The sequence below is a fragment of the Micromonospora sp. NPDC002575 genome (assembly GCF_042889525.1).
Taxonomy (GTDB): domain Bacteria; phylum Actinomycetota; class Actinomycetes; order Mycobacteriales; family Micromonosporaceae; genus Micromonospora; species Micromonospora carbonacea.
The window spans coordinates 44817-59147 of record NZ_JBIARA010000031.1; the positions used below are offsets into that span (position 1 = coordinate 44817).

Below are 14331 nucleotides of genomic sequence, written 5' to 3' on the forward strand. Positions count from 1 at the left end.
TCAGCGGGTCGTCTTCGTGAAGTCCACGGTGTTCAGGGGACCGAACACCACGCCGGAGACGCCGGGGGCGGTCGCGTAGTTGAACACCTGCCGGTACAGCGGCACGTAGCAGTGCTTGTCCACCACGCCGATCGTGTTGAGCTGGTCGTAGATCGGGGCGGCCTGCTCGGCGCCGTCCTGCTCCAGCGCCTGCTGGGCGAGCTCGTCGATCGTGGGGTCGGGGCAGTTGCCGGTGATCGACTTGGTCTTCATGAAGCCGCTGACGAAGTAGTCCGGGACGGCGACGTTCGGCACCCCGGCGAAGATGGAGATGCCGGGCACCTGGCGGCCGATGATCCGCTTGACGAGCGTGCCGTAGTCGAGCGGGGCGTAGGTCACCTTGAAGCCGGACTGTTCGAGGCTGCCGCCGACGGCCTGGGCGACCTCCTCGATGTTGGTGTACTGGGCCGCCGGGTAGCTGATCTGCACGGCGGGGGCGGCGGAGCCGACGAGCTCCTTGGCCCGGGCGGCGTCGGCGGTCACGCTCCGCGCCGGCTGCTGGCCCGGCTTGACGTTGAGCAGCCCGGCGTCGGCGACGGCGTGGCCGTCGAAGATGCCCTTGACGATCGCGTCGCGGTCGATGGCCAGGGCGGCGGCCTCGCGCAGCTTCGGGTCGTCGAAGGGGGCCTTCGTCGAGTCGAGGAACGCGATGATCTTCATGGCGGTCTCGGTGCTCACCACGTCGACGCCGGCGCTCTTGGCCGCGCTCGCCTGCGCGGGCGGCAGGTCGAAGGAGACGTCGACGCTCTTGCTCTGGATCAGCGCGAGGCGCTGCGCGGCCTCGTTGGCCCAGGTGAAGGTGATGCCGTCGTTGGCGGCCTTGGCGCCCCAGTAGTCGGGGTTCTTCTTGACCGAGATGTCGCGGCCGGCGTTCGCGCCCGCCCACACGTACGGGCCGGTGCCGACGGGGGCGGCGGCGAAGCCCTCCGACCCCTTCTCCTGGTAGTACTTCGGCGGCACCAGGTAGACCGTGGTGAGCAGGTCGGGGATGTTGTACTGCGGGGTCTTCGTCTTGACCACGACGGTGGTGGCGTCGGACGCCTCGATCGCGGTGACGTTGGTGAAGTAGGACTTGAGCTGGGAGGCGGCGGCGTCGCGGGTGAGCGTGATGGTGTTCGCCACGGCCGCCGCGTCGGCCTTCTCGCCGTTGCTGAAGGCGATGTCGGGCCGGACCTTGAAGGTCCAGGTCGTCGCGTCGGTGCGCGTCCAGCTCGTGACCAGGCCCGTGTCGGTCGGGGCGAGGTCCTTGTCGGTGTTGATCAGGGGCTCCAGCATGGTCGCCCAGACGATCTGGGCGGAGCGCGCGCCGACGATCGGGTCGAGGGTCGCCGGCTGGGCGGCGAGCAGCGCCCGGATGGTGGCCGAGCCGGACGACCGGGTGTCCTCGGAGTCGGACCCGCCGCACGCGGTGAGGCTGGCGCTCGCGACGGCGAGCGCGGCAGCCGCGGCGAGGGGCCGCCGGGAGCGCAGGAATTTCGTGATCATCATGGGCGTCCTTCAGAGGCGATGGACCCGTCAGGTCTCGGCCTGAGCCGGCGGTGACGTTCGCCACAAAGTACCGACCAGCCGGTATCAAGTCAACGGGTCGAGCGGGTATCTCGTCCGTGACGTTCGTGTGTCAAAGGGCCGCCCGCCAGGGACGTTGTATTCATACCGACCGGTATGTATGATGCGGCGGTGACCATCACCCTCACCCATGGGCACGACGGCCGCGTGGCGCACGTCCGCTACGACAACGCCGCGCGCGGCAACTGCGTCGACGACGCCGCGCTGCGGGAACTCGTCGACACGATGACGGCCGCCGCCGCCGACGGGACCTGCGCGGTGATCCGCCTCGCCATGGCCGGGCGGCACTTCTGCGGCGGCTGGGACACCTCGTCCTTCGCCGAGCTGGCCGGCGCGACCCGCGAGGCGGTCTCCGCCCGCCTGCGCGGCAGCGACGCGGCGCTGGAGGAGATCCGGCGGCTCCCGGTGCCCGTCGTCGCCGCCGTCCGGGGCCGGATCATCGGGTTCGGCGCGGGCCTGCTCGACGCCGTGCACCTGCCCGTCGCCGCCGCCGACGCCCGGCTGTCGCTGCCGGAGGCCCGCTTCGGCTTCGCGCCCGCCGGGGTCGGCCACACGATCGCCCGCGCCCTGCCCCGGGCGCACGCCTACCACCTGCTGACCGGCGCGGCGACCGCCACCGCCGCCCAGCTGCACGCGTGGGGCCTGGTCGTCCGGGTCGTCCCCGACGCCCACCTCGACCGCGAGGTGGACGACCTCGTCGACTCGCTGCTCGCCCTGCCGCGGGGCACCCTGCGGGCGGTGGTCGAGGTCGTCGAGTCGAGCCTGGCCACCGGGGCCCCCGACCACGCGTACGACGTCTCGGCGCGCACGATCGTCGCCGGCCTCGCCGCGCGGGCGGTGTCCGGGTGAGCCGGCCGTTCCGGCCCGGCGAGGCCGTGTGGGTGGAGCTGTGCACCCCGGACCCCGAGCGGGCCGAGGACTTCTACGGCGCCCTGCTCGGCTGGACGGTCCGCGCCGAGCGGCTGGGCGCCGGCGCCTACCGCATGTGCGGCGTCGACGGGCGCGACGTCGCCGGCATCTCCGACGCCGCCGCGCTGCACGGGGGCCGCCCCCGGGGCTGGCTCACCTACTTCGCGGTCGACGACGTCGCGGCGTCGGCACGGCAGGCCGTCGCGCTCGGCGGGGAGCTGGTCACGCCCCCGCGCTACCTGCCCGCGGCCGGCACCGGCGCGGCGGTCGTCGACCCCTTCGGCGCGGCCTTCGGCCTCTACCAGGGCGAGTCGCGCGCCGGCGTCCAGGCCCTCAACTCCGTCGGCGCGCTGTGCTGGAACGAGCTGGACACCGGCGAGCCCGCGCGGGCCGTGGCCTACTACCGGGCCCTGTTCGGCTACACCACCCGCGCGCGCGGCGACGCGCCGACGGCCCGGCCGTACACGCTGTTGATGCTCGGCGACGTCCCGGTGGCCGGCGTCCTGCAACTGGACAACGAGTGGCCCAACCTCATTCCGTCGAAGTGGATCACCTACTTCGCCGTCGCCGACCTCGACGCCGCGCTGGCCCGGGTCGGGGCCCTGGGCGGCACGCCGACCGTCGGGCCGGTCGACAGCCCGCACGGACGCCTGCACCTGATCAAGGACCCCGGCGGGCACACGCTGTGCCTCATCCAGCTCGAAGGCGGGCTCCGCCCCGCGCCCGACTCCTGCGACCCGGCGGTGACCCGATGATGGCCGAGCCCCTGTTCGACTCCGCCGAGTTCCGTCAGGTGTGCGGGCACTTCCCCACCGGCGTGACCGCCGTGACCGCCGTGACCGGCGCGGGCGAGGTCGCCGCGCTGACCGTGAACTCGTTCACCTCGGTCTCGCTTCGGCCGCCGAAGGTGCTGTTCTGTGTCACCAGCCACTCGTCGAGCTTCCCGGTCCTGATGGCGGCCGACCGCATCGCGATCCACATCCTCAGCCAGAACCAGGAGGACGTGGCCCGGCGGTTCGCCACCTCCGGCCTGTCCGGCGCGCAGCGGCTCGACGGCGTGTCCTGGGTGCCCGGCCCCGACGCCGTCCCGCTGCTGCCCGGCACGCCGGCGATCCTCGCCGGCCGCCGCGACGAGGTGATCACCAGCGGCGACCACGTGATCGTCCTGCTCGACGTCGACCACGTGCACCTGAAGCCGACGGGCGTGCCGGCGCTGTCGTTCTACCGGGGCCGGTTCGTCGCCCCGTCGGACGCCGCGCCGGAGTGAGCGCGCTGGAGTGAGCCCGCTGGAGTGAGCCCGCTGGAACGCCCCGCGGGCGTCGGGCGCACGCGCCGGCGCGACCCGGCGGGTCGCGCCGCTGCGGCGCTCAGCCGCGGCAGCGGACTCGGCCCTGGCCCCGGGCTCAGCCGTAGTAGCGGAACAGGATCTCCGCCACGCAGCAGGGCTGCGACCGGTCGGCGAACTCCACGGCCACCGCCGCCTTGGCCTGCACGCCGCCGGGCGAGCCGTCCTGCGCCGCCGGGATCGGCCGGGCCGAGACGAGGGTCGCCGTGCCCTGGATCTCGACGTCCGGCGGCAGCGGCCGGACGAAGCGGACCCGGTCCAGGCCGTAGTTGACCCCCATCGAGTGCGTGCGCACCTCGAGGATGTCCGCGAGCAGCAGCGGGACGAGCGCCAGGGTCAGGAACCCGTGCACGACCGTCGTGCCGAACGGCCCGGAACGCGCCCGTTCGACGTCGACGTGGATCCACTGGTGGTCGCCGGTGACGTCGGCGAACCGGTCGATCTGCTCCTGGGTCACCACCCGGGGCTCGCTGACGCCCAGGTCCTGGCCGACCAGGTCGAGCAGGTCGCTCGGGGCCTGCACGACGGTCTTCTTCGCGGTGCGCATGGTGGTGGTCGCTCCGTTCCGGCTTGTCGGTCGAGGGTCGACGGGGCGGTCGGCACAGGGCTCGACGACGTAGGCGGCCCTCATGCCGGTGGCCGGACGGCGCGTGCCACTCGAAGCCCCAGACATACCGACTGGAAGGTATTTAGCACGTCCAGGGGGCCAACTCAAGGGGCGCACTTCATACCGACCGGATGGTATTGTGCGGCGACAGGGTATCCGACGAGGGGGTTCGTGGTGTTCGAGGCGTACCAGCTGCCCGAGGAGCACGCGGCGGTGCGGGCGGCCGTCCGCGCGGTGTGCGAGGCCAGGGTCGCGCCCCACGCGGCCGAGGCCGACGAGACCGGCCAGTTTCCACAGTCCTCCTACGAGGCGCTGCGCGCCGCCGACTTCCACGCCCCGCACGTCCCCGCCGAGTACGGCGGCGCCGGGGCCGACGCCCTCGCCACCGCGATCGTCATCGAGGAGGTGGCGCGCGCCTGCGCCTGCTCCTCCCTCGTCCCGGCCGGCAACAAGCTGGGCACCATGCCGCTGCTGCTGGCCGCCGACGAGCCGCTCAAGCAGCGCTACCTCCCGCCGGTGGCCCGGGGCGAGGCCATGTTCTCCTACTGCCTGTCCGAGCCGGAGGCCGGCAGCGACGCGGCGAGCATGCGCACCCGCGCCGAGCGCGACGGCGACACCTGGGTGCTCAACGGGGTCAAGCGCTGGATCACCAACGCCGGGCTGAGCGAGTACTACACGGTGTTCGCCGTCACCGACCCGGGCGCGCGTTCCCGGGGCATCTCCGCGTTCGTGGTGGAGCGCTCCGATCCCGGGATCAGCTTCGGCGCGCCCGAACGGAAGCTCGGCATCAAGGGCTCGCCGACCCGCGAGGTCTACTTCGACGACTGCCGCATCCCGGCCGACCGGATCATCGGCGCTCCGGGCACCGGCTTCGCCACCGCGATGCGGACGCTGGACCACACCCGGGTCACCATCGCCGCCCAGGCCCTCGGCATCGCGCAGGGCGCGCTCGACCACGCGCTGGCCTACGTGCGCCAGCGCCGGCAGTTCGGCCGTCCGGTCGCCGACTTCCAGGGCGTTCAGTTCATGCTCGCCGACATGGGGATGACACTGGAGGCCGCGCGGCAGCTCACGTACGCCGCCGCCGGCCGGTCCGAACGCGGCGAGCCGGACCTGACGTACTTCGGCGCGGCGGCGAAGTGCTTCGCCTCCGACGTGGCCATGCGGGTCACCACCGACGCGGTGCAACTGCTCGGCGGCTACGGCTACACCCGGGACTTCCCGCTGGAGCGGATGATGCGCGACGCCAAGATCACCCAGATCTACGAGGGCACCAACCAGGTGCAGCGCATCGTGATGGCCCGCCAGCTCCTCGCCGGCTGACCCGGCCGGCGGGTCAGGCGTAGAGGCCCTCCAGCACCATCGCGCTGAACTGGCGCGCCACCTCGTCGACGCTGAGCGGGCCGCCGACGTTGAGCCACTGGTACGCCCAGGCGCACATGCCGACCAGCCCGAACGTGGCGATGCGCGGGTCGACGTCGGAGCGGAACACCCCCCGGGCGACGCCGTCGGCGATCATCCCGGCGAAGGCCGACTCCACCAGGCCCCGCTTGCGGGTCACCTCGGCGAACAGGTCGGCGGTGAGGTTGCGCCGCTCCTGGTAGAAGATCGTCACGTGCGCCCGGTACTCGGCCACGCTGGTCAGGCTGAACCGGATCAGCTCGGCCACCCGCACCTTCGGGTCGTCGCTGCCGGCCTCGATCTTCGCGATCGCGGCGAGCTGCGCCTCCAGGTACTCCTCCTGGATGTGGCGCAGCAGGTCGTCCTTGCTCTCGAAGTGGTGGTAGAAGGCCCCCTTGGTGAGCTTGGCCCGGTCGGCGATCTCCTGCACCGACGTGCGGTCGAAGCCGCGCTTCTCGAACAGCTCCAGCGCGCTGGCGATCAACGACTTGCGGGTGTTCTCCGGGTCGTAGCCGTCGGGCCACCGCTGCCGGCGACGGGTCGACTCCGGCCGGTTGGACGTGGCACGCGCCATTGGTGGCCTCCTATCCCCTGCGCAGCCCCACAATGCTACCGTCCGGTCGGTAGGAATGGGGCACGCGACCCGGGTGGTTCGGGCCGCGCCCCGTCAGTCAGGCCGCGCCCCCGTTGACGTACACCACCTGGCCGTTGACCCAGCGGGCCGGGCCGGCCAGGAACGCCACCACCTCTGCGGTGTCGGCCGGGTCGCCGAGCCGCCCCATCGGCGACATCGCCGCCATCGCGGCGACCGTCTGCTCGTCCTTGCCCGCCAGGAACAGGGCCGTGGCGGTGGCGCCCGGCGCGACCGCGTTCACCGTGACGTCGCGCCCGCGAAGCTCCCGGGCCAGGATCAACGTGATCGCGTCCACCGCCGCCTTGCTTGAGGCGTACGCGGCGTAGCCGGGCTGGGACAACCGGGGTGTGGTGCTGGAGATGTTGACGAGCGCGCCACCGGGCCGGATCCGGCGGGCCGCCTGCTGGTCGACCACGAAGGCGCCGCGCACGTTGACGCGGTGCACCCGGTCCAGCTCCGCCAGGTCCAGCTCGGTCACCGGGGCGTGCGACACCACCCCGGCCGAGTGCACGACGACGTCGATCCCGCCGTACGTCCGCTCGGCGACGTCGAACAGCTCCGCCACCGCCACCTCGTCGGCGACGTCGGCCTGCACCGCGACGGCGTCGCCGCCGGCGGCGACGATCCCCGCCACGACCTCCTCCGCCTCGATCTTGCCGGTGGCGAAGTTGACCACCACCGCGAAGCCGTCCGCCGCCAGCCGGTGCGCGATTTGCCGGCCGATGCCCTGGGAGCCGCCGGTCACGATGGCGACACGCTGCGGATCGGTCATGGCGAATCTCCTGGTCCTCGCGGGGCCGGGACGGCGACGCCGCCCCCGGAGATCGAATTAGATCAAACGGAGTGCGTCCCGCGCCGCCCCCCCCCATGGCGGAGCGCCGCCCCCACGGCCGCCCCGCACCAGGCGTCGTGGGGGCGGCAGCCATACCCCGCCCGTGGCTCAGCCGACCGCCGACGCCACCCAGGAGGACCGGATCAGCTCCCGCTCGGTGGCGGCGAGGTGGGCGGTCGCGGCGAGCCAGGCCCAGGCGTACCGGTCCGGGTCGGGGTCGGCGAGCCGGCCGAACGGGTCCCGGCCGCGCCGGTCCGACTCCGCCACCAGCGCCGACGCCACCGCCGCGGCGGTGGTGAAGCCGGCCCGGCGCAGCGGCACCGCCAGCGAGGCGGCCTCGTCGCGGGCCGCCTCGGCCACCGCCCGGCGGCCACCCGAGACGGCCAGCTCCACCAGCCGGCGCACCCGCCACAGCGGGGACTCCGCGACCGCGTCGACGGCCGACGCCGGTTGCGCCGCGCCGGCCTCCGCGCGGGGCGGCAGGTGGGAGCCCTGGATCTGGTCGTAGCCCAGGTCCGCCCGGCCGTGCCACTGCGGCGGCAGCCGCAGCGTCTCGGTGGCGTCGGGCACCGCGCCGACCGCGAGCGGGCGCAGCGTGCCGGCCCGGTCGGGGTCCAGCCGGCCGACCACCCGGATCAGCAGGCCCGGCCAGGACGCCAGCCGCCGCAGGTTGGCCACGTGCGCCAGCGCGGGGTGCGGGTTCGCCGGCACCAACCGGATCACCGGCCCGTCCGCCACCGGCGTCCGGTACGGCCCCGCGCCGGGGGCCAACTCCCGGGCCAGCACCTGGTCGCCGGCCGCGCCGACCACCACCAGATCGGCGCCGAGCAGCGCCGTGCCGGCCCGCCCCGGATCGGCGGGGTCGTCGGCGGCGAGCTGCCCGGACACCACCTCCGCGAGCGGCCGGGCGAACAACTCCGCCAGCGCCCCCGTGGACCAGTCGGCCCCGGCGATCGGGGTGGCCCGGACCCCCGCGCCGGCACCGAGCCGGCCGTCCGGGGAGACCGTGGTGCCGGTGATCCGCAGGCCGCCCCGGGCCAGCGCCGCGTGGTCGACCGAGGCCGCGCCCATCTCCGTGACCGCGTGGGCGCAGTCCCTGGCCCGCTGCGGGCCGCCCGGCTTCACGTCGGCGAACGAGAGCCGGCGACCGTCGGCGGCGACCAGGTGGGTGACCACGCCGGCGTACCCGGTCGCGCTGATCACCGGTTCCCGGCAGACGCCGTACACCTCCAGCGTGCCGTCCGGCTGGTAGGCCCGCCGGAGCACGCCGACCAGCGCCGGATCGGCATCGCCGGCGGCGAGCCGGCCGGCGACGTACAGCAGGTCGTGCAGCACCTCGACCAGGTCGGCGAGCCGGTGGCCGGTCTGCCGGGAGCGGTGCGCGCGCAGGGCGCGCACGAGGCGCAGCGCGGCGGCCTCGGCGCGCGGCAGGCCGGCCAGGCGGACGCCGTGCGCGGCGCGCAGCAGGTCGGCCTGGCCGACCGCGCCGGCGGCCGGGACACCGGAGGCGAGCACCGCGGCGGCGGCCCGCCACAGGGCGCCGGCGGCGGCCCGCTGCGCCTTCGTCGGCGCGCCGCCGGCGGCCGGGCCGGTCGCGCCCGCCTGCCCCGCCCCGGTGGCCCGCCCGGCGGGCCGGCCGGAGCCGTCCGGGGTGGACGGCGCGGCGGGTGCCGGATCGGGGTGGCTGGCCGGGTCGGCGACGGGGCAGGCCGCCAGGACCGCCGCGAGGTGCAGGCAGCGGGGTGCCAGCAGGCAGGCGCACCGGGCCTGGTCCGGGCCGGTGACCGCGCCGGTCGGGCCGGGCCGCAGGACGACCAGGGCCTCCGGCCCGCAGTCGACCGACACGCCGCCGTCGACCCGGCCGACCGGCGCCGCGGCCAGCCGTTCGACGGTGGCGTCCAGCCGGCGGCGCAGCCGCGACGGCAGGGCCGCCACCGCCGCGGCGGCGACCGCCGGCGACACCGGCGGCAACCGGTCCGTGGCCACGGCGATAGGGGTACGGTTCGTCAACGTGATCCTCCCCGGACACGGTCGCCCACCCAGCGGGCGAGTTCGAGCGGGCTGAGCGCGGCGACCGGCATCCCGGCTGCGACGAGCTGCTCGGCGACCGGCACCGAGTAGCAGGGGACCCCGCGGTCGTTGAGCGCGGCGCAGCCCAGCAGGTGCACGCCGGCCGACGCCAGGGTGCGGACCTCGCCGAGGAGCCCGGCCAGCGGGTAGCCCTCCTCGAAGTCGCTGACCACGGCGACGATGGTGCGGCTCGGCACGGTCACCAGCGAGCGGGCGTGGGCCAGCCCGGCGGCGATGTGCGTGCCGCCGCCGACGCGCACCTCCAGCAGCAGCGACAACGGGTCGTCGACCCGGTCGGTCAGGTCGACCACCTCGGTGGAGAAGGCGAGGAAGTGGGTCGACAGGGTGGGCACCCCGGCCAGCACGGCGGCGGTCAGCGCCGACCACACCACGGACGCCTCCATCGAGCCGGACACGTCGACCACCAGCACCAGCCGCCAGTCGGCCTCCCGGCGGGTGCGGGTGTGGAACACCGGGCGCTGCGGCACGACCACCGTCCGGCCGTCGCCGAGCCGCCGGGTGTGCGCCAGGTTCGCCCGCAGCGTACGGGCGAGGTTGATCCGCCCGCCGGGGCGGCGGGTCGGGCGCGGGCTGGTCAGCCCGGTCAACGCCGGCCGCGCCTGGGTGGCCAACCGCGCGGTCAGCTCCTCGACCAGTCGCCGCACCAGGGGCCGCAGCGCGGCCAGCTTCGCCTCGGGCAGGCCGCCGGCCAGCGACAGCACCGAGGCCAGCAGCTCCACCGAGGGGCGTACCGTGGCCGGGTCGAGTTCGCTGAGCACGTCGGTGCGTCCGCTCTCGGCGGCGCGGGCGATGACCTCCTCGCGCACCGTCGTGCCGAACAGCGCCTCCAGTTCCTCGGCCCACTCGCGGGCCGTCGGGAAGGCGGCCTCCTGTCCCCCGCCGGCCGAGGGGCCGAGGTCGATGCCGCCCTCGCCGCGCCCCGCCCCGTACAGCTCGTCGAGGGCGCGGGCGTAGCGGCGGGCGTCGGCCGGCAGCCGGTCGGGTTGGCGGCCGAGCAGCAGCCGCCACCGGTCGGCCGGGGCGAGCCCGCCGCCCGGCGCGACCGCCGCCCGGTCCCCGCCGCCGACCGGGGCGTCGACGGTCCCGGCGTCGGGGTCGGGGACCGGCAGGGCGCGGGCGAGCAGCACGGCCCGGCCGGCCGCGTCGGCGGCGGCCCACCGGGCCAGCAGCTCGGGCGGGGCGGACAGGGACAGGTCGAGCCGGTCGCCCAGCCGTTCGGCGACGGTGTCCAGCAGCCGCTCCCGGGCCGCCGGGGTGAGCGCGTCGAACCCGCCCCGCAGCGCGGGCAGCCGGTCCAGGAACTCGGGGTCGGTGAGCCGTTCGACCCGCTCCAGCAGCGGGTCCAGCGCGGCGGGCGCGGACTGTAGCAGCGGGTGCGCGGCGGTGAGCAGGCCGCCGAGCAGCCGGTGCAGGTGCCGTCGCGTGTCGGGCCCGGTGGCCGCGTCGATCCAGCCGGCCACCCGGGTGCCCAGGGTCGCCAGGTCGGTCAGGTCGAGCAGCACCCGGGCGGCCAGGGCCGCGCCCTGCATCAGCGCCGAACCGGACCGGGCCAGGTCGTCGAGGGCGGCGTCCAGGCGTAGGCCGATCCGGTCCTGTCCGGCCCGGACGGCGAGGTCGACCAGGGCGGCGGCGTCGTCCGCGGCGTCGCTGCCGGCCAGGCCGGGCAGCCCGCGCACCGCCGCGTCCAGCAGCACGACGGCCAGCTCGGCCGCCTGGTCCCGGCTCTCGGCGGTGGTGCCGGGCAGGTGTTGCCGGCGCAGCGCCTCCACCAGGTCCAGCGCGGCCAGCAGCTCGGGCAGCGTGCCGGCGGCGGGCAGCACGGCGGCGGCCAGGTCGAGCCGGTCGGCGACCAGCTCGGGCAGGTCGCAGCGGGCGGCGTCGCGGAGCCCGGCGAGGACCTGCTCGGCGGTGGGCCCGCCGTCGGCGATCTCGCGGCGGAACCGTTCCCGCAGCGTGCCGGTCGCGGCCAGCGCCGCGGTGACCCCGCGCACGCCGACCAGGTCCAGGCGGGCCGCCACGGACGGGGTCCAGGCCAGCTGCCAGCGGGTGGTCAGGGCCGCCCCGTCGCCGGTGCCGGTCACCGCGACGGGCTCGCCGTAGCCGACGCCGCAGGCGTGCAGGCGGTGCAGCAGGACCTCCCGCCGCCGGTCCAGGTCGGTGCGCAGCGGGTCCAGCCGGACCTCGCGGGCCTTCGGGCTGTCGGGGTGGGGCAGGCGCAGCGCGGCCAGCGCCGCCTCGACCGCCGGGCCGAGCCCGGAGCGGGGCGTGCCGGGGGCCGTCCGGCCCCGGTCGGCGCCGACCAGCACGGTCTCCAGCGCGCGGGCCAGGGCGCGGCCCCGGCCGAGCAGCTCGCCCTGGCCGAGCACGGTGGTGACCGCCTCCAGCACCTCGCCGCGGCCGGGCGCGGGCAGGCCGCGCAGCCGGGCCAGGTCGTCGGCGAGCCGCACCGCCTCGGCGGCCTCGCCGGTGCCCGCGGTGTGCCCGGCCGCACGCAGTTCCCGGCACACGTCGGTGACGGCGCGGGCGGCGGCGGCCCGGATCCGGTCCGGGTCACCGGCGGCGGCGAGGACCGCCTGCTGCCAGCGCGGGTCGCGGATCCCGGCCGGGTAGCCGGACCGGGAGTCGAGCAGGTCGAACGCGTAGGGCACCAGCGAGGTGGCGACGACGTCGCCGCCGGACGGGGCGCCCGGCCGGTCGGCCGCCCCGCCCAGCGGCCCGCCGGTCGACCGGGCCGGGCCACCGGCGGCGGGGCCGGCGCGACCGGCGGAGAGCAGCAGGGCCGGGGCGTGGAAGGCGCCGACGACGGCGGCGACCCGCCGGCCGTCCGCGCCCGCGTCGGCCAGCACCCGGCGCATGTGCTCCTCGCGGGCGAGGTCCCGCGCCGGTACGCCCTCGTCGCCGGCGCTGTCGGCGCGCATCGCCCAGCCCACCCCGAGGGCGGCCCGGCGCACGGCCTCCGGCGGGCAGCCCGGGGCGCGTACCTCGACCACCCGGTCCCACATGTCGTCGCCGTCGCGGCCGGTGCCGCTGGCGCCGAGCCCGGCGGCGTAGCGCGTCGGGCGGGGGGCGGGCGCACCGGGGCCCGCGTCGTCACCGTCGGCGGCCGGGCCCGCGTCGGTGGCCGCGCCCGTCGCCGTCCAGCCGGGGTCGGCCAGCGGCAGGTCGCAGCAGATCACCTCGACGCCGCGCTGCCGGGCCCAGCGGATCGCCGCCAGCTCCGGGGAGAAGTCGGCGAACGGGTAGAAGCCCATCGTCCCGTCCGCGCCGTGGCTGCCGACCACGGCCAGCGGGGCCCGGGCGGCCGGGTCGGACAGGTACGGCAGCCAGTGCTGGAAGTCCGCCGGCAGCTCGACGGCGACCACCTCGGCCCCGGCGGCGTCCAGCAGGGCGGGGACCACCGACGCCAGGGCGGGGCTGTGGTGCCGCACCCCGATCAGGTAGGGCCGCACCGAAGCGGAGAGGGCGTCGACCACGGCGCGCGGATCGCCGGCCGACAGGCCGGTCGCGGGCGCTTCCGCGGCCGGCGGGTCGATCGCGGCCGGCGCGCCGGCCGGGCCGGCGGCTTCGCGGGACGGCGCCGTCACCGCAGGCTCGCCCGCAGGTCCCAGAGCCGCCGCCACATCGCCGAGCCGTCCTCGGCACGGCGGCGGACCGGGCCGTCCCAGTAGCCGAGCAGCCGGGCGTGGTCGTTCTCGTCGTCCTTGCGGACCACCCCGAGCAGGTGCCCGGGGACCAGGTCCAGCGGGTCGCCGCCGGGCAGGTACGCGGCGGCCAGCCCGAGCGACGCCGCCACCTGCACCGCCTCGGCGGTGGACATCACGGTGCCGGGCCGTTCCACGTCCCAGCCCTCGCCCGACCGGCCGGTGCGCAGGTCCCGGAACACCGTGATCAGGGCGTCGAGCACCGCGTCGTCCACCGTGTACGGCGCTCCGGCGCGCTCCACGGCGGCGGTGGCCTGCCGGCGGACCAGGTCGGTCTCGGTGCCCGCGTCGGCGATCGGGTGGACCGTCTCGAAGTTGAACCGGCGCTTGAGGGCCGAGGACATCTCCGACACGCCCCGGTCGCGCAGGTTGGCGGTGGCGATCACGGTGAACCCGGGCGTCGCGCGGATCAGTCCGTCGCCGGTGCCGGACAGCTCCGGCACGTTCATCCGCCGGTCGGACAGGATGGACACCAGGGCGTCCTGCACCTCGGGCAGGCAGCGGGTGACCTCCTCGATCCGGGCCACCCGGCCGGTGCGCATCGCGGTCAGCACCGGCGAGTCGACCAGGGCCTGGGGGGTGGGGCCCTGGGCGAGCAGCAGCGCGTAGTTCCAGCCGTACCGGAAGGCGTCCTCGGTGGTGCCGGCGGTGCCCTGCACCGTCAGGGCGCTGGTGCCGCAGATCGCGGCGGCCAGCAGCTCCGAGAGCATCGACTTGGCGGTGCCGGGCTCACCGACGAGCAGCAGGCCCCGCTCGCCGGCCAGGGTGACCACGCACCGCTCGACCAGGCTGCGCTCCCCGACGAACTTCGGCGCGATGGTCATGCTGGCCGGCAGGTCGCCGCCGCCGGGGCGGCTGCGCCGGTCGGCCGGCAGCGTCAGCGCCTCGCCGTCGCTGCCCCGGATGAAGGTGACCACGGCGCGCGGGGTCAGCGCCCAGCCCGGCGGCCGGGCCCCGTCGTCGTGGGCGGCCAGGAAGGCCAGCTCGTCGGCGTACCGCTGCTCGGCGGAGAGCACCTGGGCGGCGGCGTTGTCCGGCGCCGCGGTGGGGCGGACGTGTTCCGTCACGGTCACGGGGATTCCTCGATCTCTCTCACTGGTGTCGGACGTGCGGGCGGGGCGGGGGGGGGGGCGGGCGCCCCCCCCCCCCCCCGGGGGGACGCCGGGGGGCGCGGGGGGGCGGGGCGGGCAGGCGGGGCCGGGGGCC

The 14331-nt window shown here is 76.2% G+C and carries 11 protein-coding genes; 4 read left to right on the top strand and 7 right to left on the bottom strand.

Annotated features, from left to right (window positions below; genetic code table 11):
* Window positions 1-1527, bottom strand: a complete 1527-nt coding sequence (locus ACFYWL_RS29585; RefSeq protein ID WP_386979546.1) for an ABC transporter substrate-binding protein — start codon at window positions 1525-1527, stop codon at window positions 1-3.
* A gap of 189 nt (window positions 1528-1716) precedes the next feature.
* On the opposite strand from ACFYWL_RS29585, the gene ACFYWL_RS29590 reads away from it, so the two are divergent.
* Genes ACFYWL_RS29590 through ACFYWL_RS29600 form a run of 3 tightly spaced genes read left to right on the top strand, consistent with a single transcriptional unit; the run spans window position 1717 to window position 3781 of the window.
* A complete protein-coding gene (locus ACFYWL_RS29590; RefSeq protein ID WP_386979549.1) occupies window positions 1717-2454 on the top strand; it encodes an enoyl-CoA hydratase/isomerase family protein in 738 nt (245 codons plus the stop codon).
* On the top strand, window positions 2451-3269 hold the full coding sequence (locus ACFYWL_RS29595) for a VOC family protein (protein WP_386979552.1): 819 nt from the start codon (window positions 2451-2453) through the stop codon (window positions 3267-3269). The genes ACFYWL_RS29590 and ACFYWL_RS29595 overlap by 4 nt, the downstream gene beginning before the upstream one ends.
* On the top strand, window positions 3266-3781 hold the full coding sequence (locus ACFYWL_RS29600) for a flavin reductase family protein (RefSeq protein WP_043963085.1): 516 nt from the start codon (window positions 3266-3268) through the stop codon (window positions 3779-3781). The genes ACFYWL_RS29595 and ACFYWL_RS29600 overlap by 4 nt, the downstream gene beginning before the upstream one ends.
* A gap of 136 nt (window positions 3782-3917) precedes the next feature.
* Here the strand turns inward: ACFYWL_RS29600 and ACFYWL_RS29605 are convergent, their stop codons facing one another.
* The gene (locus tag ACFYWL_RS29605) at window positions 3918-4406 is read right to left on the bottom strand and encodes a MaoC family dehydratase (RefSeq protein ID WP_386979556.1); all 489 of its coding nucleotides are present in this window, start codon (window positions 4404-4406) and stop codon (window positions 3918-3920) included.
* A gap of 234 nt (window positions 4407-4640) precedes the next feature.
* Between ACFYWL_RS29605 and ACFYWL_RS29610 the strand changes: the two genes are divergently transcribed.
* The gene (locus ACFYWL_RS29610; protein WP_386979580.1) at window positions 4641-5789 is read left to right on the top strand and encodes an acyl-CoA dehydrogenase family protein; all 1149 of its coding nucleotides are present in this window, start codon (window positions 4641-4643) and stop codon (window positions 5787-5789) included.
* Window positions 5790-5802: 13 nt separating this feature from the next.
* Here the strand turns inward: ACFYWL_RS29610 and ACFYWL_RS29615 are convergent, their stop codons facing one another.
* The 5 genes from ACFYWL_RS29615 to ACFYWL_RS29635 form a co-directional block, all read right to left on the bottom strand.
* The gene (locus ACFYWL_RS29615; RefSeq protein WP_386979559.1) at window positions 5803-6441 is read right to left on the bottom strand and encodes a TetR/AcrR family transcriptional regulator; all 639 of its coding nucleotides are present in this window, start codon (window positions 6439-6441) and stop codon (window positions 5803-5805) included.
* A gap of 97 nt (window positions 6442-6538) precedes the next feature.
* A complete protein-coding gene (locus tag ACFYWL_RS29620) occupies window positions 6539-7273 on the bottom strand; it encodes an SDR family oxidoreductase (protein WP_386979562.1) in 735 nt (244 codons plus the stop codon).
* A gap of 168 nt (window positions 7274-7441) precedes the next feature.
* Window positions 7442-9343, bottom strand: a complete 1902-nt coding sequence (locus ACFYWL_RS29625) for a hypothetical protein (protein WP_386979565.1) — start codon at window positions 9341-9343, stop codon at window positions 7442-7444.
* Window positions 9340-13008: a DUF5682 family protein gene (locus ACFYWL_RS29630; protein ID WP_386979568.1), complete on the bottom strand. Its 3669-nt coding sequence runs from the start codon at window positions 13006-13008 to the stop codon at window positions 9340-9342. Before ACFYWL_RS29630 ends, ACFYWL_RS29625 begins: the two co-directional genes overlap by 4 nt.
* A complete protein-coding gene (locus ACFYWL_RS29635) occupies window positions 13005-14198 on the bottom strand; it encodes an AAA family ATPase (RefSeq protein WP_386979571.1) in 1194 nt (397 codons plus the stop codon). The genes ACFYWL_RS29630 and ACFYWL_RS29635 overlap by 4 nt, the downstream gene beginning before the upstream one ends.
* Window positions 14199-14331 lie beyond the last annotated feature (133 nt).